This is a genomic window from Pseudomonas sediminis (genome assembly GCF_002741105.1).
Taxonomy (GTDB): Bacteria; Pseudomonadota; Gammaproteobacteria; order Pseudomonadales; family Pseudomonadaceae; genus Aquipseudomonas; species Aquipseudomonas sediminis.
The window spans coordinates 1174418-1193474 of record NZ_NIQU01000001.1 but is presented as its reverse complement, the minus strand read 5'-3'; the positions used below and the strand labels follow the sequence as shown (position 1 = coordinate 1193474).

The 19057-nt window shown below is 64.3% G+C and carries 17 protein-coding genes; 9 read left to right on the top strand and 8 right to left on the bottom strand.

The features are described from left to right. Positions 1–78: 78 nt before the first annotated feature. The 3 genes from ompR to CDO35_RS05455 all read left to right on the top strand — a co-directional run bounded on the left by ompR (position 79) and on the right by CDO35_RS05455 (position 6073). A complete protein-coding gene (gene ompR, locus CDO35_RS05465; RefSeq protein ID WP_099522927.1) occupies positions 79–816 on the top strand; it encodes an osmolarity response regulator transcription factor OmpR in 738 nt (245 codons plus the stop codon). A gap of 76 nt (positions 817–892) precedes the next feature. Further along, positions 893–2209: an ATP-binding protein gene (locus tag CDO35_RS05460; RefSeq protein ID WP_099522926.1), complete on the top strand. Its 1317-nt coding sequence runs from the start codon at positions 893–895 to the stop codon at positions 2207–2209. Positions 2210–2311: 102 nt separating this feature from the next. Continuing rightward, entirely contained in the window at positions 2312–6073 is a 3762-nt protein-coding gene (locus tag CDO35_RS05455; protein WP_099522983.1) for a bifunctional diguanylate cyclase/phosphodiesterase, read from the top strand. A 6-nt stretch (positions 6074–6079) separates the two neighbouring features. Here the strand turns inward: CDO35_RS05455 and CDO35_RS05450 are convergent, their stop codons facing one another. The 3 genes from CDO35_RS05450 to rimB are packed head-to-tail and all read right to left on the bottom strand — an operon-like array spanning position 6080 to position 8345. Further along, positions 6080–6976, bottom strand: a complete 897-nt coding sequence (locus tag CDO35_RS05450) for a S66 peptidase family protein (protein WP_099522925.1) — start codon at positions 6974–6976, stop codon at positions 6080–6082. Next, positions 6973–7878 carry a 30S ribosomal protein S6--L-glutamate ligase gene (rimK, locus tag CDO35_RS05445; protein WP_099522924.1) on the bottom strand — a complete coding sequence of 302 codons (906 nt, stop codon included), beginning with the start codon at positions 7876–7878 and terminating at the stop codon, positions 6973–6975. The genes CDO35_RS05450 and rimK overlap by 4 nt, the downstream gene beginning before the upstream one ends. Beyond that, on the bottom strand, positions 7875–8345 hold the full coding sequence (gene rimB / locus CDO35_RS05440; RefSeq protein ID WP_099522982.1) for a retropepsin-like aspartic endopeptidase RimB: 471 nt from the start codon (positions 8343–8345) through the stop codon (positions 7875–7877). Before rimB ends, rimK begins: the two co-directional genes overlap by 4 nt. A gap of 113 nt (positions 8346–8458) precedes the next feature. Between rimB and CDO35_RS05435 the strand changes: the two genes are divergently transcribed. Beyond that, the gene (locus CDO35_RS05435) at positions 8459–8887 is read left to right on the top strand and encodes an RNA-binding S4 domain-containing protein (protein ID WP_017678397.1); all 429 of its coding nucleotides are present in this window, start codon (positions 8459–8461) and stop codon (positions 8885–8887) included. Positions 8888–8971: 84 nt separating this feature from the next. Here the strand turns inward: CDO35_RS05435 and CDO35_RS05430 are convergent, their stop codons facing one another. After that, entirely contained in the window at positions 8972–9766 is a 795-nt protein-coding gene (locus tag CDO35_RS05430) for a phosphatase PAP2 family protein (protein ID WP_099522923.1), read from the bottom strand. Between the two features lie 216 nt (positions 9767–9982). Between CDO35_RS05430 and hslO the strand changes: the two genes are divergently transcribed. From hslO to CDO35_RS05415, 3 genes are all read left to right on the top strand, one after another. Next, complete coding sequence (gene hslO / locus CDO35_RS05425; RefSeq protein ID WP_099522922.1) at positions 9983–10870, top strand: Hsp33 family molecular chaperone HslO; 888 nt, start codon at positions 9983–9985, stop codon at positions 10868–10870. Positions 10871–11027: 157 nt separating this feature from the next. Then, entirely contained in the window at positions 11028–12569 is a 1542-nt protein-coding gene (locus tag CDO35_RS05420; RefSeq protein WP_099522921.1) for a phosphoenolpyruvate carboxykinase, read from the top strand. 287 nt (positions 12570–12856) lie between these two features. Next, positions 12857–14773: a RecQ family ATP-dependent DNA helicase gene (locus CDO35_RS05415; protein WP_041976156.1), complete on the top strand. Its 1917-nt coding sequence runs from the start codon at positions 12857–12859 to the stop codon at positions 14771–14773. Positions 14774–14813: 40 nt separating this feature from the next. On the opposite strand, the gene CDO35_RS05410 is transcribed toward CDO35_RS05415, so the two are convergent. The 4 genes from CDO35_RS05410 to CDO35_RS05395 are packed head-to-tail and all read right to left on the bottom strand — an operon-like array spanning position 14814 to position 18249. Next, positions 14814–15413 carry an ABC-type transport auxiliary lipoprotein family protein gene (locus CDO35_RS05410; protein ID WP_099522920.1) on the bottom strand — a complete coding sequence of 200 codons (600 nt, stop codon included), beginning with the start codon at positions 15411–15413 and terminating at the stop codon, positions 14814–14816. After that, complete coding sequence (locus CDO35_RS05405; RefSeq protein ID WP_017360615.1) at positions 15410–16327, bottom strand: MlaD family protein; 918 nt, start codon at positions 16325–16327, stop codon at positions 15410–15412. Before CDO35_RS05405 ends, CDO35_RS05410 begins: the two co-directional genes overlap by 4 nt. Beyond that, a complete protein-coding gene (locus tag CDO35_RS05400; RefSeq protein ID WP_099522919.1) occupies positions 16328–17113 on the bottom strand; it encodes an ABC transporter ATP-binding protein in 786 nt (261 codons plus the stop codon). Continuing rightward, a complete protein-coding gene (locus CDO35_RS05395) occupies positions 17110–18249 on the bottom strand; it encodes an ABC transporter permease (protein WP_099522918.1) in 1140 nt (379 codons plus the stop codon). The genes CDO35_RS05400 and CDO35_RS05395 overlap by 4 nt, the downstream gene beginning before the upstream one ends. Positions 18250–18345: 96 nt before the next feature. On the opposite strand from CDO35_RS05395, the gene CDO35_RS23075 reads away from it, so the two are divergent. Together CDO35_RS23075 and CDO35_RS22930 are read left to right on the top strand one after the other, a co-directional pair. Beyond that, complete coding sequence (locus tag CDO35_RS23075) at positions 18346–18471, top strand: hypothetical protein (protein WP_256672402.1); 126 nt, start codon at positions 18346–18348, stop codon at positions 18469–18471. A gap of 201 nt (positions 18472–18672) precedes the next feature. Beyond that, complete coding sequence (locus CDO35_RS22930; protein WP_166432379.1) at positions 18673–18840, top strand: hypothetical protein; 168 nt, start codon at positions 18673–18675, stop codon at positions 18838–18840. Positions 18841–19057: the final 217 nt, after the last annotated feature.

Below are 19057 nucleotides of genomic sequence, written 5' to 3'. Positions count from 1 at the left end.
GGTCGAAGCGCCCGGCTCAGTGCCTGAGCGATAATGCCGCCACTTGCCGTCCATCGTACGGCTGTCCAAGGAGACACCATGACCCAGTCCGCTATCCCTGCTGCCGAAGGCGAGAAGATTCTCATCGTCGACGACGACGCCCGCCTGCGTCGCCTGCTCGAGCGTTTCTTCGATGAGCAGGGCTATCGGGTACGCGCGGTGGAGAACGTCGAACAGATGGATCGTCTGCTGGCGCGCGAGCTGTTCAATCTGGTGGTGCTCGACCTGATGCTGCCCGGCGAGGATGGCCTTTCCGCCTGCCGCCGCCTGCGTGAGTCGAACAACCAGATCCCGATCATCATGCTCACCGCCAAGGGTGACGAAGGCAGCCGCATCCAGGGCCTGGAGCTGGGCGCCGACGATTACCTGGCCAAACCCTTCAACCCGCGCGAGCTGCTGGCGCGGATCAAGGCGGTGTTGCGTCGTCAGGCGCCGGTGGTGCCGGGTGCGCCGGGTAGCGAGGATGAGAGCGTCAGCTTCGGCGAGTACGAATTGTCCCTGGCCACCCGCGAGCTGAAGAAGGGTGAGGAAGTACATATGCTCACCACCGGCGAGTTCGCCGTGCTCAAAGCGCTGGTGCAGCATGCGCGCGAGCCGCTGACCCGCGACAAGCTGATGAACCTGGCCCGTGGCCGCGAATGGGATGCGCTGGAGCGCTCTATCGACGTGCAGATCAGCCGCCTGCGTCGCCTGATCGAGCCGGACCCGTCCAAGCCGCGCTATATCCAGACTGTCTGGGGTGTGGGTTACGTGTTCGTTCCCGACGGCAACAAGTGACCTGTAGGAGCGAGCGCCGCTCGCGAATCGAAGCCACATTTTCGCGAGCAGCGCTCGCTCCTCCGGTTATGTGTTGATGAAAGCCCCTTACTGGTTCCCGCAAAGCTTCTTCGCCCGCACCCTGTGGCTGGTGCTGGTGGTCGTGCTGTTTTCCAAGGCACTGACCCTGGTGTACCTGATGATGAACGAGGATGTACTGGTCGACCGCCAGTACAGCCACGGTGCGGCGCTGACCTTGCGCGCCTACTGGGCAGCCAACCCCGATGATCGCGACCATATCGCCCAGGCGGCGGGGCTCAAGCGCATTCCGCGGGACAAGGTGCCGGCCAGCGAGCAGCACTGGCCCTACAGCGAGATCTTCCAGCGGCAGATGCAAACCGAGCTGGGCCCCGATACCGAAACCCACGTGCGTGCCACCACGCCGCCGGCGCTGTGGGTGCACGCGCCGAGCCTCGGCGATGGCTGGGTACGGGTGCCGATGTACCCGCATCCGCTACGTGGCCAACGCATCTGGAGCGTACTTGGCTGGTTCCTTGGTATCGGCCTACTGTCCACGGCCGCCGCCTGGATCTTCGTGCGCCAGCTCAATGCGCCGCTCAAGCGCCTGGTTTATGCGGCTCGCCAGCTTGGTCAGGGGCGCAGCGTGCGCCTGCCGGTGGGTGATACGCCAAGCGAGATGACCGAGGTGTACCGCGCTTTCAACCAGATGGCCGAGGACGTCGAACAGGCCGGGCGCGAACGCGAACTGATGCTGGCCGGTGTCTCCCATGACCTGCGTACGCCGCTGACTCGCCTCCGGCTGGCCCTGGAGTTTATGGATAACGACACCGAGCTGACCGACGACATGGTGCGCGATATCGAGGACATGGATGCGATCCTCGATCAGTTCCTCGCCTTCATCCGTGACGGCCGCGATGAGCCGGTGGAGGAGCTGGACTTCTCCGAACTGGTGCGCGAAACCCTGGCACCCTACAACCAGAATGGCGAGCGCGTGCGTTTGTGCCTCGAGCCTATCCCGCCGTTCCCGCTGCGCCGCGTTTCGACCAAGCGGCTGCTGACCAACCTGGTGGAGAACGCCCTCAATCACGGCGGTGGTGATGCGGTGGAGGTGGTCGCCAGCCTGGCCGGCGACCACAACGCGCCTTATGTGGTGCTGAGCGTGCTGGACCGTGGCAACGGTATCGATCCAGCCGAGCTGGACAGCATCTTCAACCCCTTCATTCGCGGTGATCGGGCGCGTGGTGGGCGCGGCACCGGCCTGGGCCTGGCCATCGTCAGGCGTATTGCGGCACTGCATGGTGGTAGCGTCGAGTTGCGCAACCGTTCCGGCGGCGGCCTGGAGGCGCGGGTGCGCCTGCCGCTTGGTCTTCTGCTACCGCGCGACGCGGTGTAGCTGACGACCGACCGTCCTGGTGGCGGTCTGTGTGCTGGCGATATGCTGCCAAGCGCTCTGGCGCTGGGCTATGCTGTGCCAGCGCATCAACTCGAGGCCTGCATGCCCGCCGCCTTCCCCGACCGCTTGCCCAACTGGACCTGGTGGCTGCCGCTGCCGATTTTCCATCTGGCAACCTGGATTTCCCTGGCGACCCGCCTGAATGACGGGGTGGCGTTGTGTTACCTGCCCATGGTGCTCGGCCTTGCCATGTGCCTGTGGTGGGGCCCGCGGGTGCTGCCTGCGTTGTACCTCAATGCCCTGTTCTGCGTGCCGTTATGGGGCCTGCCCTGGCAGTTGGCGCCGCTCTATGCCCTGCCGGAAACCGCCGCCGTCGCTCTGGGCTGGTGGCTGTTGCGACGTCAGCCTTTCGACCCCGCCCTGGGGCGCTTGAGTGATCTGCTCCGATTTCTCGCGTTCGCTGTGTTGATGCCGAGCACGCTGGTGGCGCTCGGCTTGCAGAGTAACCTGTGGCTGACTGGTTTTCAGACCAGCGAGCAGTGGGCGCAGGCCAGTTTGTCGGTCTGGTTGGGCGATACCATCAATATGCTCGCGCTGACCGCGCCCCTGCTGGCGTTCTGTACCCCGCTGCTGCGCGCCCGCGGCTGGACCCGCGCGCCGGTGGAAAATGCCGCGCCAACGCTGAGCATCAGCCGTTCGCCAGGTGGCTGGTTGTTGGCCACTGGGGTGTTTCTGGTGCTGATGCTGCTCAGCGCCAGTCTGCCGGCTCAGTTCGCCCTGCCGCTGCTTGGTCTGAGCACGCTGGTCCTGGCGCTACAACACGCCTTTGCCGGCGCTCTGTATGGCGTGCTGCTGGTGTACGCCGCGACTCTGCCGCTACCGCTGCTGCGCGACAGCCTGAGTTTCGGCGAGCTGGATCTGCAGCGTAACCAGCTGCACTTCGCTGTGGTGCTGCTGATGGGCGCTACCTTGCTGGTGGGCCGTGTGCTCGGCGACCTGCGTCAGGCGCTGGCGCGCAGCGCGCAGATGCAGCAGCAACTGGCCCGCGCCAACCTGGCGATGGAGGCCAGCCCGTTGGGCGTGACCATCGCTGATGTGCGCCAGGAAGACATGCCATTGGTGTACTGCAATTCCGCATTCAGCCAGATAACCGGCTACAGCGCCGAGGAGGCGTTGGGGCGCAACTGCCGTTTCCTGCTCGGCCAGGACCGCGCCCAGCTGGAGTCGCAACCGTTGCGCCGTGCCCTGCGAGAGGGGCGCAGCGGCCATGCGGTGGTGCGTAACTATCGCAAGGACGGTAGGCCGTTCTGGAACGAGGTGGTGTTGGCACCAATGCGTGACGATCAGGGCATCAGCCATTTCGTCGGGCTGCAGCACGATGTCACCGAGCGCGTCGAACTGGCGGCCAAGGTCGAGCTGCAGCGCTCGCAATTACTGCGTCAGAGCCATCTGTTCAGCCAGACCGAAGACATCGCCAGCCTGGGTGGCTGGGTGCTGGAGATCAGCGACTACGGCATGTCCTGGAGCGATGGCTGCTACCGCATCGTCGACCGTGATATCCAGCAAGGGCCGCCTGACCTGCAGCAAGTGCTGGATTACTACGATACGCCGAGCCAGGCACTGATCATGCAGACGCTGCAGGCCGCGCTCAGCGGCATGGACGACCTGGACATCGAGGTACGCCTGGCGGCGCGTCTGGGCGGACGCCTGGTGCGTCTACGCGGCATGGCCGAACGCGATGAAGACGGCAGCCTGGTGCGCATCTATGGCGTGGTGCAGGACATCAGCGAGCGTAAGCGCACCGAGTCGCAGCTGCGTGAGCGAGACGAGCGCCTGCGCCTGTTCTTCGAGGCGCCGCTGATCGGCATGGCGCTGACCACTCAGAATTTTGCCTGGGAAGAGGTCAACCAGAAGCTGTGCAGCATCCTCGGTCGTAGTCGCGACGAGTTGCTCGCCAGCAGTTGGCGGCAGCTGTCGCACCCGGATGATCTGCCGGTCGAACAGACCCATGTCGAGCAGGTGCTGCTGGGCAGCAGCGATGGCTTCGAAATGGACAAGCGCTTCCTGCGTGCCGATGGCCTGGTGGTCTTCACACGTGTCAGCCTGCGCGCCGTACGTGGTAGCGGCCGGCAGACGCTGTTCCTGCTGCTGGTCGAGGACATCAGTGCGCGTCGCGAAGCCGAGGCGCGCTATCGAACGCTGGTCGAGCATGCGCCCGAGGCGATCCTGCTGTTCAATCCTGAGGGCGGTATCGTCGAATGCAACGAGAACGCCTTGAACCTGTTCCGCCATCGCCGCGATGAGCTGCTCGGCAAATCGATTCAGAGCATCAGTCCGGTGCGTCAGGCCGATGGTCGGTTGTCTTCCCGCGCTGGCAAGGCCTTCCTGCGCCGCGCCATCGCCGGTGAAGCGCCGGTATTCGAATGGAGCCATCGCGACAGCGCCGGTCGCCAGTTGCCCTGCGAGGTGCGCCTGGTACGTATGCCGGGGGAGAACCTGCTGATTCGCGCCAGCGTCACCGACATCTCCGAGCGCCAGCGCTATCAGCGCGAGATCGAGCGCCTGGCCTACAGCGACGAACTCACCGGCCTGCCCAATCGCCGCCTGCTGCTCGATCGCCTGCAGCACGCCATGGACCGGGAGAATCGTGAGGGCAGCCTGGGCGCGCTGCTGTTCATCGATCTGGATCATTTCAAGACGGTCAACGACAGCCTGGGTCATCTGGTTGGCGATGCCCTGCTGGTCGAGGTGACCACGCGCCTGGCCGCCGAATTGCGTACTGAAGACACCCTGGCGCGCCTCGGTGGTGATGAGTTCGTGGTGCTGCTCGAAGCCCTGGGGCATGAGCCGCAAGTGGTTGCCGAGCAAGCTGCGGCAGTGGGAGAGAAATTGTTGCGCGGCCTGCAGGGCAGTTGCCTGATCGACGGTCATGAGCTGGCGATCAGCGCCAGTATCGGCATCGCCCTGCATCCACTGGGCCTGCAGCAGGCCTCGGACATTCTCAAACAGGCCGATACCGCCATGTACCGGGCCAAGCATGCCGGGCGCAACGCCCTGCATTTCTTCGCCCCGGAGATGCAGGTTGCCATCGACCAGCGTCTGCAGTTGCAGAGCGAGCTGCGTCAGGCCATCGCGCGTCAGCAACTGCAACTGGTGTTCCAGCCGCAACTGATGCTGGCTGACAACAGCGTGGCGGGCGCCGAGGTGCTGCTGCGCTGGATGCACCCCGAGCGCGGTGAGATCGGTCCGGATCAGTTCATCCCGCTGGCCGAGGAAACCGGGTTGATCCAGGACATCGGCCAGTGGGTGCTGGAGCAAGCCTGCGCGGCGCTGGCGCGGTGGCAGACGCAATGGCCGCAACTGGTGCTGGCGGTCAACCTCAGCCCGCGGGAGCTGCGCCAGGCGGGATGCGTCGAGCGGGTCGAGCAGTGCCTGCGCGCTCACGGCGTACCGGCGCAGTCGCTGGAGCTGGAAATCACCGAAGGCGTGCTGCTCGAAGACGTCGAGCGCTGCATCGGCAATATGCAGCAGCTCAAGGCACAGGGCGTACGTTTCGCCATCGACGACTTCGGCACGGGCTACTCGTCGCTGACCTACCTCAAGCGTCTGCCGCTAGATCGGCTGAAGATCGACCGCAGTTTCGTCGCCGATCTGGACGGCGAGGCGAGCGGGCGCATGCTGGTGCAGACCATCCTGATGATCGCGCGCAACCTGGGCCTGGAATGTGTGGCCGAAGGGATCGAGCACGACAGCCAGCTGGCGCTGCTGCGCGAGCAGGACTGCACCTTGGGGCAGGGCTATCTGTTCGGTCGGCCGATGGCCGAGGCCGAGTTTCTCGCCTGGATGCAGACGCGTCAGCGCTGAGCAGGGTTACCAGCTCAGGTTGCCGCCGCTCAAACGCGCACGCTGACCGTAGGGCCAAGGGTAGTTGACGTCACCGTGCCCACTGGGCAGGTCGCCGTACAGTGGCACGCCCAGCGGCGCCAGGTACTCGCCGATGATCTGCTCCAGGCTGTGCTGAACACCGCGTCGCGGGCAGTCGGTGAAACTGCCCAGGCACACCGCGCGTGGTCTTTGCCCGGCGAAACTGTGCAGCAGTTGCCAGAGACTGCGCTCGAGGCGGTAGTAGGGCTCGCCGACGTCTTCCAGGATCAGGATCGAATCCTCGGCCAGGCGCAGCTCGGCCGTCGTGCCGCAGACGCTGGCCAGGGCCGTGAGATTGCCGCCCTGCAAGGTGCCCTCGACGACATGTTGTGGACCACTGATATGGCGCAGCGGCAACTGCCGGTGCTGGCCTTTGAGCAGGCTCCACAGCGCCTGTATCGAAGCCAGGCGCTCACGCTGGCCGCCGGGCGCCGACAGCGCCTGATGGCCGAGCGCAGTAGCCACGGGACCATGAATGGCTGGCAGCCCCCGTTGGGCAAAGGCCTCTAGCAGAATCGACAGATCGGAGAAGCCGATCAGCGGGCGTGGGCTGGCCTGGCTTAGCAGCGTCCAGTCGATATCCGCCACGAGTTGTGCGCAGCCGTAGCCGCCACGCAGGCACCACACGGCGCTGATATCCGCCAGGGTAAAGGCCTGGTGCAGGTCGTCCAGGCGCTGCTCCGGCGTGCCCGCCAGGTAACGATGGCGGGCGCGCGCGTGCTGGCCCAGGTGATAGCGCACGCCGAGCACGTCGAGCTGCGCCAGGGTCGCTTCCAGTACGTCTTCGGCAATCGCCGCCGCGGGGGCGATCAGCGCCAGGCGGCCGTCGAACACTTGGCTCATCCGCGCCCTCGGGTGCGGGTCTGGCCGGGCTCTGCGTTCTTTTCCAGGTACTGGATGATCATGCCGGCGACATCCTTGCCGGTGGTGGTCTCGATACCTTCCAGACCAGGGGAGGAGTTCACCTCCATCACCAGCGGGCCATGGTTGGAGCGCAGGATGTCGACACCGGCGACGTTGAGGCCCATGACCTTGGCCGCGCGCACCGCCGTCATACGCTCCTCCGGGGTGATCTTGATCAGGCTGGCGCTGCCGCCGCGGTGCAGGTTGGAGCGAAACTCGCCAGCCTTGGCCTGGCGCTTCATCGCGGCAATCACCTTGTCACCGACCACGAAGCAGCGAATGTCGGCGCCGCCGGCTTCCTGGATGTATTCCTGGACCATGATGTCCTGCTTGAGGCCGAGGAAGGCCTCGATCACCGACTCGGCCGCCTTGTGCGTTTCGGCCAGCACCACGCCCATGCCCTGGGTACCTTCCAGCACCTTGATTACCAGCGGCGCGCCACCCACCATCTGGATCAGGTCGGGAATGTCGTCGGGGGAGTGGGCGAAGCCGGTCACCGGCAGGCCGATGCCCTTGCGCGACAGCAGTTGCAGGGCGCGCAGCTTGTCGCGCGAACGGCTGATGGCCACCGACTCGTTGAGCGGGTAGACGTCCATCATCTCGAACTGGCGCAGCACCGCGCAGCCATAGAAGGTCACCGAGGCGCCGATGCGCGGGATCACTGCGTCGAAGCCGTCCATGGCCTGGCCGCGATAGTGGATCTGCGGTTTGTGGCTGGCGATGTTCATGTAGGCGCGCAGGGTGTCGATCACCACCATTTCATGGCCCCGCTGCTGGCCGGCCTCCACCAGACGGCGGGTGGAATACAGGCGCGGGTTGCGCGACAGCACGGCGATCTTCATTGGGCACCTGGAAGGGCAGAGGAAAGTGAGGGTTTGTCCTGCACATAGCTGAGTGCCGGATTGACCACCAGTTGGCCGGTGATCAGCGCCTTGGAGCCAAGTAGTACGCGATAACGCATGGTCTTGCGACAGGCCAGGGTGAATTCCACCGGCCACAGTAGATCACCGAGGGCCAGGTGGGTGCGGATCACATAGCGGCTCTGCGCCTGGCCATTGGAACTCTTGATACGTTTGACCGAGACCAGCGGCGCCTCACAACGGTGGCGGCGCTGCACCTGCGTGCCGAGGTAGGCAGTGAAGCGTACCCAGTCCTCGCCGTCACGTTGGAACGGCTGGATATCGCTGGCGTGCAGGCTCGAGGTGCTGGCGCCGGTGTCGATCTTGGCGCGCAGGCCGATGATGCCGAGCTCAGGCAGATTGATCCACTCACGCAGGCCGATCACGCTGAGCTGGTCGAAAGTCTTCAAGGTGAGAGTGTCCCCTGCGGCCGACAACGCCTATGATTCCGCGCATTCTAGTTGTGTCGTGTGACAACTGCATCTGCCGCGCGTGCGAATAGCAGAACCCTTCAGAGAGTGAGATGAGCGAAAAAGACGACGACAAGATCCGCCTGGACAAATGGCTGTGGGCGGCACGCTTCTTCAAGACGCGCGCCCTGTGCAAGGCGGCTATAGAAGGTGGCAAGGTCCATCATCGTGGCGAGCGTTGCAAGCCGGGCAAGGAGCCGAAGATCGGTGATGAGTACGTGCTGCGCACCGGCTTCGATGAGCGCACCGTGGTCGTGCTGGCATTATCCAGCGTCCGCCGTGGTGCGCCCGAGGCGCAACTGCTGTATCGCGAGACGGAAGAAAGTATCGCCCGCCGCGAGCAGGCCGCGGCCATGCGCAAAGCTGGCGCCGTGGGCATGCAGACCGATGGTCGACCGAGCAAGAAGCAACGCCGGCAGATCCATCAGTTCAACGAGCAGCAGGAAGGTGGCCTGCGCCACCCCTGGGCGGATGAGGATTAGGCGCAAGCCTGTTGGAGCGAGCTCTGCTCGCGAATGCGAACGACGGTAAAGCTTCGCGAGCAGAGCTCGCTCCCACTTTCTCGCTCAACGTCCGCTGACGATGCTCATGCGGCCCAGCAGTGGCAGTTTGGCCAGGCGCGAGGTGATTGGCAGGGTGACCTTCTCCAGCCATTCGCTGGCGTGATAACCCAGCGGGGTGTAGCAGCTCCAGGCCAGGGCCAGCAGGCTGAGGAATACGCCGCCGACGAAGGCATCCGCCCCCCAGTGAGCACCGGCCACCAGGCGCGGCAGGATGCCGATCACGGTAATGGCCCAGACCAGCAGCAGACGCCAGCCGCGGGCAAAGAAGCTCATGAAATAAGCCCAGATCAGCAGCACCGAGGCGTGGTCACCGGGGAAACTGCGGCTGGCGCTGTCCTTCAGGTCCCAGCGTTCTTCCCAGGCCGGGAACATCTCGGTCAGGCGCGCGCTGCCCTCTACTACCAGCGAAGGGCTGGCGTGCTGCCAGCCCATGTATTCGACCAGGTCGGCGAACAGCACGCGCATCAGCAGCATCACGATCAGGGCGACCAGAAAGGCGAACAGTGCTCGGCGTACCTGCGGCCCGGTAAATACCAGATCGGCCTTGAGCATGACCGCCAGCATCACTACGCCGACACCAGCATCGACCGGGCGCATGCTGCCGATGGCCCAGATGTGTGCCCACAGGCCGCCGGCATGGACCGGGTCGTTGAGCAGCTTGAACAGCCACACATCGAAGAAATTCCACAGCTCGCGGGTAGGCTGCCACAGCCAACTGACGAGCAGCACGACGGCCACGACATGGCAGACCAGCATGGCGCGTGGTTGCCAGTGACGATTGATGAACGTGCTCGACATGGGAAATCCCTTTGCAGATTTATGACAGGCCTGACCTCAGGCGCGCGGATGATAGGCAGTGCTGGCGCCTAAACAAGGGCGGCAGCACAGTCGTTCAGCCAAGGTTCAGCGGCTGATTCCTGCTGTGTGAACACGCTCACATGACGTTCGGGCCTTGGTTGTGCTGGCGTTTGTGCATAAAATCGCCAGCCTTTTATAGACCCTGGGCCAGCCGCCATGAACGACTTCAGTCAACGCTTTCTCTTCGACGACACCGACGTGCGAGGCGAAATGGTCGCGTTGCGCGAAAGTTACGCTCATGTGCTGGCCAAGCACGCCTACCCGCAGCCAGTGGCGCAACTGCTCGGCGAGATGATGGCCGCCGCCGCCCTGCTGGTCGGTACTCTCAAGTTCGACGGCCTGCTGGTGCTGCAGGCACGTTCGGAAGGCCCGCTGTCGCTGCTGATGGTGGAATGCTCGAGCGCTCGCGAGCTGCGCGGTATCGCCCGCTATGAAACCGAGCAGATCGGCGCCGATGCTGACCTGCAAAGCCTGATGCCCAATGGCGTGTTGGCCATCACCATCGACCCGACCCGGGGCCAGCGCTACCAGGGCATCGTCGACCTCGAAGGCGTCGACCTGGCCGAGTGCCTATCCAACTACTTCGCCAGCTCCGAACAGCTGCCGACACGTTTCTGGCTCAAGGCCGACGGCCAGCGTGCGCGCGGCCTGCTGCTGCAGCAACTGCCGCCACACCATCAGACCGAAGCGGAAGAGCGCGCCGAGAGCTGGAACCACGTGCTGACCCTGGCCGACACCCTGACCGCCGAAGAGCTGCTGGGGCTGGACAACCCGACCCTGCTGCATCGCCTCTACCACGAAGAGAATGTGCGCCTGTTCGATGAACAGCCGTTGCAGTTCCGCTGCAGCTGCTCGCGTGAGCGTTCGGCCACTGCCCTGGCTAGCCTCGGTCAGGCCGACGCCGAACTGCTGCTGGCCGAGCAGGGTGGCAGCGTGGTGATCGATTGCCAGTTCTGCAACGAGCGCTATGCCTTCGACGCCGCCGACATCGCCCAGCTGTTCGCCGGTGCCGGTAGCGAGGCGCCGTCGCAGACGCGGCATTGATGAACTTTTCTAAACGATAGCCGTTCTCTATCAGATCGGAGGCTGCCAAGCAGTTCGCTTTTCTGGCATACTCCCGCGACTTTTTTACCGTGTAGTGCAGTTGCCCCTGTACTACACAACGTTCGGAAGACTCGGCCAGCGGCCGACGGGGACCCTCATGACGCAAGCCAACAACGCCGTGTACACCGACATCAGCGCCGCGCAACTGGTCGAAGAAGCCATTCGCCGTGGTGAAGGGGAACTGGCCGCCAACGGCGCGCTGGTCGTACGTACTGGTCATCGCACTGGCCGCTCGCCGGCTGATCGTTTCATCGTTCAGGAGCCGAGCACCGAGGCGCAGATTGCCTGGGGCGCCATCAACCGTCCGTTCCCGGCCGACAAGTTCGATGCCCTGTGGGATCGCGTCGCCGCGTTCAACGCCGCTCAGGAGCACTTCGTCTCCCACGTTCACGTCGGTTCTGCCGAAGAGCACTACCTGCCGGTGAAGATGACCACCGCGACCGCCTGGCAGAACCTGTTCGGCCGTCAGCTGTTCATCAACCCGACCACCTACAACCAGGCTGGCAAGGCCGAGTGGCAGATCCTCAACGTCGCCAACTTCGAGTGCGTGCCCGAGCGTGACGGCACCAACTCCGATGGCTGCGTGATCATCAACTTCGCTGCCAAGAAAGTCCTGATCGCCGGCATGCGTTACGCCGGTGAAATGAAGAAAGCCATGTTCTCCGTGCAGAACTTCCTGCTGCCGGAAAAAGACGTGCTGCCGATGCACTGCGCTGCCAACATCGGTGAAGAGGGCGACGTGACCTTGTTCTTCGGCCTGTCCGGCACCGGCAAGACCACCCTGTCCGCCGACGAGTCGCGTTACCTGATCGGTGACGACGAGCACGGTTGGGGCGAAGGCGTGGTGTTCAACGTCGAAGGCGGCTGCTATGCCAAGTGCATCGACCTGTCCGAGAAGAACGAGCCGGTGATCTGGAAAGCCATCCAGTTTGGCACCGTGCTGGAAAACGTCGTGCTCGACGACAGCCGTACCCCGGATTACGCCGACGACAGCCTGACCCAGAACAGCCGCGCCGCCTACCCGCTGGAGTACGTCGAGAAGCGCAGCGAGAAGAACCTGGGCGGCGAGCCGAATGCCGTTATCTTCCTGACCTGCGACCTGACTGGCGTGCTGCCGCCGGTATCGATCCTCAACAACGAGCAGGCGGCCTACCACTTCCTGTCCGGCTACACCGCGCTGGTCGGTTCCACCGAAATGGGTTCGGGCGGCGGCATCAAGTCAACCTTCTCCACCTGCTTCGGCGCACCGTTCTTCCCGCGTCCGGCTGGCGTTTACGCCGAGCTGCTGATCAAGCGCATCAATGCCTTCGGCTCCAAGGTCTACCTGGTCAACACCGGCTGGACTGGCGGCGGCTACGGCGTCGGCAAGCGTTTCAACATTCCCACCACTCGTGGCGTGATCGCTGCCATCCAGAGTGGCGCGCTAATCGGTGCCGAGACCGAGCACCTGCCGATCATCAACCTGGACGTGCCCAAGGCCGTTCCGGGCGTCGAGACCAACCTGCTCAACCCGCGCAACACGTGGGCTGACAAGAATGCCTACGACGAAGCCGCCAAGGGCCTGGCCAAGCTGTTCATCGACAACTTCCAGAAGTTCGATGTCAGCGACGCCATCAAGAGCGCCGGCCCGCAGCTGTAAGCTGAGCCGCGCTCTCTGACAAAGCCGCCTTCGGGCGGCTTTGTCGTTGTTGGAGGCTGCGTCCAGCGTAGGGCGGGTGCACACAGCGAAGTAGGGTGTACTCGCCGCAGGCAGTACGCAATGGCTGCCACGTGCAGATTGCGATGCCGAGCATGGCACGGCGGCGGGCTGTTCGCTGGCGCTCCTGAGCCCGGCCTACACAGGTGCAACACGTCAGTGCGCATGGCGCACCCCACGCAACCGCGTTATGGTCAGGTGCCATTCAGCGGTCAAAGGAGTGACAGCGCATGTCCACCCTCAAACGCGTCTTCGGTTTCGATAAGCTGCGCCCCGGCCAGGAAACGGTGATCAGCGCCGTGCTCGCCGGTCGTTCGGCGGCGGCGATCTTCCCTACCGGCTCGGGCAAGTCGCTGTGCTACCAGCTGCCGGCCCTGCACCTGCCGCACCTGACCCTGGTCATCTCGCCGCTGCTGGCGCTGATGCAGGATCAGCTCGCCTTCCTGCATGCTCACGGCATTGCAGCGGCCAGCATCGATTCGGCGCAAAGCCGCGAGCAGGCGATGGAGGTGATGAATCGTGCGCGCAGCGGCGAGCTGAAGATTCTGATGATCTCGGTGGAGCGCCTGAAGAACGAGCGCTTTCGCAACTTCATCGCCCAGGTGCCGATTTCCCTGCTGGTGGTCGACGAGGCGCACTGTATCTCCGAATGGGGTCACAACTTCCGCCCGGATTACCTCAAGCTGCCCGACTATCAGCGCCAGTTCGGTATCGCGCAGGTGCTGCTGCTGACCGCCACGGCCACGCCTAAGGTGATCGCCGATATGCGCGAGAAGTTCGCCATCGCCGAGGCGGACGTGGTCACCACCGGTTTTTACCGGCCCAACCTCAACCTGCTGGTCGAGCCGGTGCCTGGCGGCGCCAAGATGCAGCGTCTGCAGCAATGGCTGGCGCCGCGACGCGGCCAGGCGAGCATCGTCTACGTCACCCAGCAGAAGACCGCCGAGCAGGTGGCCGAGCACCTGGCGCGCGATGGTCTGGCGGTCAGCGCCTACCACGCCGGTATGGCCCATGAGGTACGCGAGTCGATCCAGCGCCGTTTCATGGCCGGTGAGCTGGAATGCATTGTCGCCACCATCGCCTTCGGCATGGGCATCGACAAGCGTGACATCCGCAACGTGGTGCACTTCGACCTACCCAAGTCGGTGGAGAACTACAGCCAGGAGATAGGCCGCGCCGGGCGCGATGGTCAGGCTTCGGACTGCCTGGTGCTGGCCAGCCGCGATGGCCTCAGCGTGCTGGAGAACTTCGTCTATGGCGATACGCCAGAGCTCTCCGGCATTCGCGCCGTGCTCGACGACTTGCGTGTGGTCGGCACGGGCGGGCAATGGGAGCTGATGCTCAATCAGCTGTCCGAGCTGAGCAATATCCGTGCGCTGCCGCTCAAGACCCTGCTGGTGCAGCTGGAGCTGCGCGGCATCATCGCGCCACGCTATGCCTACTTCGCCGAGTATCGCTTCAAGCTGTTGCTGGACGACGAGGCCTTGCTGGGACAGTTCGAGGGCGAGCGGCGCCAGTTCGTCGAGGCGATACTGGCCTGCTCGAAACGGGCGCGCACCTGGTCGACGCTGGACTTCGACGCACTGTATCAACAGTACGGCGCCGAGCGCGCGCGGGTGGTCAAGGCGCTGGATTACTTCCAGGAAAGGGGTTGGCTGGAGCTGGAAAGCAAGCAGATGACCGAGGTCTATGCCGTGCTCGATGGCGACTTCGATGTCGATGCCCTGGCCAATGATCTGCACGCACATTTTCGCAGCCACGAGGCCAGCGAGATCGCCCGTATCCAGGCCATGCTCGCGCTATTCGAAAGCAACGAGTGCCTCAGTCGCCGCCTGGCGCTGTACTTCGGTGACGGGCAGGCGCCCGAGCATTGTGGGCACTGTTCGGTGTGCCGGGGCCAGGTCGCCACATTGCCTTCGCCATCGGAACTGCCGTCGCTGAGCGGTCGGGATGCGAAGGCGCTGTGCGCCGCCTTCGTCGAGAAGCACCTGCAGTACGCCGGACACGAACCGAGCCCCGAGTGCCTGACGCGTTTTCTCTGCGGCGTGACCACGCCCTTGTTCACCAAGCTCAAGGCACGCCAGCTGGCCGGCTTCGCTGCGCTTGAGGATTACCCCTATGCCGAAGTGCGCAACTGGCTATCGTAGGGATGATCGCCTGTGAAATGCCTGGTGCGCACGGCGCACCTTACTGGGCGACGCGTTGGCCTTCGGCCAGTGTCCAGTCCACCAGTTCGCGGGACAATTGATCGGCAGCCTTGCCGAACGCAGCCACTACTGCGGTAATCGAGGTATCGCCTGCTGCTTGGCTGACGCTGAAGCGGCGGCTGGCGATGATCTTCTGGCTGCGCGTATCCACCAGGTTGACCTCGAGGCGGATCAGCGCGTACGGGATGCCGTCACGGTATTCGCTATGGAAGCTGCGCAGATCGCTGACCAGTTCCAGGTCGGCCTGCAGGCGCTGGTCCTCGTTGCTCAGCGCCTGAATCCGGCCATCATCCTGAAATGCATCGAGCAGTCGCGCACGCAACAACTGTGGCGTGCGCTCGCTCCAGCGCACGCCCTGATAGGTGTTGACTCGTCCGGGTTCGGGCAGCACGACGATACGTGTACCGTCTAGCAACTGGTTGCTGACCGGGCTGTTGACCCGCAGCGACCAGTCGACACGCTGTGTCTGTGCCGGCAGCGTCGTGGCCGGTAGCAGGTAGATATCCAGCGGTTCGCTCTGCGGCAAGATCGAGCAGGCGCCGAGCAGGGCGGCCGCCAGCAACAGGGTAAGACGCTTCATGGTTGGAACTCCTTGATGCTGTCGCTGCGCAGCAGGTAGCCGCTGGGGTCCTGCTCCAGGCGGCGAGAGAAACCGCGCAGGGCGCCGAGGGTTTCGCGCAGCTCGCTGATCGTCGGGCCCAGATCGCTCAGGCCCTGCATGCCGCTGTCCAGTGCGCCGCGATTGTTCTGCAGCAACTGCTCGATGGTTTGGCTGCTGCGTTCCAGTGAGACCATCAGGCGTTCGGCGCTTTCCAGCACCTGGCTGCCCTGGCTGTCGAGCAACTGATTGGCGTTCTTCATCAGTGCGGCGGCTTCACGTGTGGCGGCGCTGGTCTGGCGCAGGGCTTCGCCCAGTTCTTCACGCTGGTCGGCGATGCCGGCGGTGGCCTGCTCGAGGTTTTCCAGGGTGCGTGACACACGCTCGGCGTTCTCGCGCGAGAGCATGCGGTTGGCGCGGTTGAGCAGGCGGGTGATGTTGCTGACCAGGTCCTCGCCGTTGGCCATCAGCCGTGATAACGGCGATCGGTCGGCGATGATGATGCCGGGTTGGCCGTCCTTGCCCTCCAGTGGTGGGCTCTCGGGGCTGCCACCGTGCAGCTGTATGACTGCCAGGCCGGTGATGCCGGTGATAGCCAGGCGGGCACGGGTGTCCTGCTTGATTGGGGTATTGCCGACGATACGGATGCGTGCGCGCACCGTGCGCGGATCATCTGGATCGAGCCCGAGGCTGACCACGTCGCCAACCTTGATCCCGCTGTACTGCACGGCGCTACCCTGCGACAGGCCGGTGACCGCTTCGTTGAAGATCACCTCGTAGTCGGTGAATGCACGATCCGCCCCGGCCTTGTTCAGCCACAGGCCGAACAGCAGCGCCGCGCCTACCGTGAGCACGGTGAACAGACCGATCAGCACATGATGGGCTTTGGGTTCCATTCATTGCCTCCCTGCCGCCGCAGCGGCCTTTGCGGCCGCGCGTCCACGCGGGCCGTGAAAATATTCCTGAATCCAGGGATCGTTGGTAGCGGCCACCACGTCCAGGCGGTCGGCTACCAGCACCTTCTTCTGCGCCAATACCGCGACCCGGTCGCAGATGCTGTAGAGCGTGTCCAGGTCGTGGGTCACCAGAAATACACTCAGACCCAGGCTGTCACTGAGGGTGCGGATCAACTGGTCGAAGGCCGCCGCACCAATCGGGTCGAGGCCGGCGGTGGGCTCGTCGAGGAACAGGATTTCCGGGTCGAGCGCCAGGGCACGGGCCAGGGCGGCGCGCTTGACCATGCCACCGGACAGGGAGCTGGGGTATTTGCTGCCGGCATCCTGGGGCAGACCGGCCAGGGCGATCTTGACCCGAGCCAGGCGTTCGGCCTCGGCGCGTGACAGGCCGGCATGCTCGATCAGTGGCAGGGCGACGTTCTCGCTGACGGTCAGCGAGGAGAACAGTGCGCCGCGCTGATAGAGCACGCCGAAGCGCCGCTCCAGTTGCGAGCGGCGCTCGGCCGGCAGGCTCAGCAGTTCTTCGCCGAACACGCGCACGGTGCCGGCATTGGGTTGGCGCAGGCCGACGATGCTGCGCAGCAGCACGGATTTGCCGGTACCGGAGCCACCGACCACGCCGAGGATCTCGCCGCGATAGAGATCGAAATCCAGGTGCTCGTGCACCACCTGGCTACCGAAGCGATTGCTCAGGTCGCGTACCTCGATGACGGTTTCCTGGCTCACCAGCCCATCTCCATCAGGAACAGCGCGGCCAGGGCGTCGAGCAGGATGACCACGAAGATCGACTGCACCACTGCCGAGGTAGTGTGTTCACCCACCGATTGTGCGCTGCCGCTGACCTTGAAACCTTCCAGGCAGCCGATCAGGGCGATCAGGAAGGCGAAGATCGGCGCCTTGAGCAGGCCGACCAGGAAGTGCCGCAGCAGGTCGCTTTCCTGCAGGATCGACAGGTACATGGCCAGCGGAATATCCAGTGACAGCGCGCAGACCAGTGCGCCGCCGAGCATGCCGCTGAGCATGGCGATGAAGGTCAATATCGGCAGGGCGATGAGCATGGCGAAAACGCGCGGCAGCACCAGCAGTTCGATGGGGCTCAGGCCGAGGGTGCGGATGGCGTCGATTTCCTCGTTGGCCTTCATCGAGCCGATCTGTGCGGTGAAGGCGCTGGCGGTGCGGCCGGCCATGAGAATCGCAGTGAGCAGCACGCCGAATTCGCGCAGGAAGGAGAAGGCCACCAGATTCACCGTGTAGATGCTGGCGCCGAAGTCGGCGAGGATGGTCGCGCCGAGAAAGGCCACCACGGCGCCCACCAGAAAGGTCAGCAGGGCGACGATGGGCACGGCATTGAGCCCGCACTGCTCCAAGTGCGCGGTCAGCGAGGTCAGGCGCCAGCGGGTCGGCCGCACCAGTATCGCCAGCATGCTGGTCAGGGTCAGGCCCATGAACCCGAGCAACGCGCGGCCCTGGTGCCACATGCTTTCGACCACTTCGCCGATGTGCCCGAGCACCTCACGCAGCACCGACGGCTCCGGCGGCGTCTGAGCCTGCTGGCTGTCGGCCATGGCATCGGCCACTGTCAGCAGCAGTGCGCGGCGTTGCTCGTTGAATTCGCTTTGTTTGCTGAGCTGGCGCAGGCGTTCGCTGCCGAACAGTTCCACCAGCAACGCGGCGCCGGCGGTATCCAGCGCGGCCAGGTCGCTCAGGTCGACGGACTCCTTGCCCTGCAGGCGTTCGCGTAGGGCCAGCACCTGGGGTTCGAGCTGGCTGTAGTGGGCCAGCGTCCAGTCACCACCCAGCCGCAGGCTGCTGGCGGCGTCCGTGCTGCTGGTCTGCTGCGAGGTCAGGTAGGGAGTGGTCATCGCCACAGCTTAGCGCTGCTCGGGCGCCTGAGGCCAGTCGTGGCGCTCACTCGAGGTTCTGCGCCTCTTCCCGAGCGACCCCGCAGGCCATTGCTGATGGCCCGTATCGCGCAGGCTTTGCAGCTGCTGCCAGCGCAGGGCGAGCGCGTGCCATGGAATCTGCTCCAGCATCACCTGCCCGATGTGGCACTGCTGCACTACGGCAAACTGGAAGACCATTAGCTGATGTTTTCCACCCCTCGGAAAGAGCCGCAAGCGGAGTCAGCGCAGCGCTGATGTGACGGGGGGGGTATAGCGAATGTCCTACAAGAAATTACATAATCGCGCCGCTTTCTTTCCTGGCATTGCGCCACTACCATTTTGCGATATGTGTCACGGATGAGCCACTGGGTGCAGTGTCACCCATTACATGAGGAATCGGCCATGAAGGAACAGCGCCACCTGCCCGCATTGCGTGCGCATATCGAGCAGCTATTGAGCAAAGGTTGGGTGATCGCCAGTCGCAACCCTCTGACTCTGCAGAACGGTCATCGCTGCTTTCTCGTCTCCCACGGCATGCTGATCAGCGACTCTTCTTCGCGCGCAGCCTGATAACTGTTTCCCGACCGCTGCGCCGTTATCCCGCCTGGCGCAGCGGCGTTTTTGGTTACCGGATATTGCGTCCGTAGCCTGCCGCATTTCCCCTCCTGCGCCCGTCACTGCCGGCCTCCGGCGGATTCCCTTGCTGTCTTTCTCGGTCGATAGCGAATCGGTCGCGGATGTAACGCCTTGGTCTCAGCGCGGTCAGTGCCTATAACCAACCGGTCAC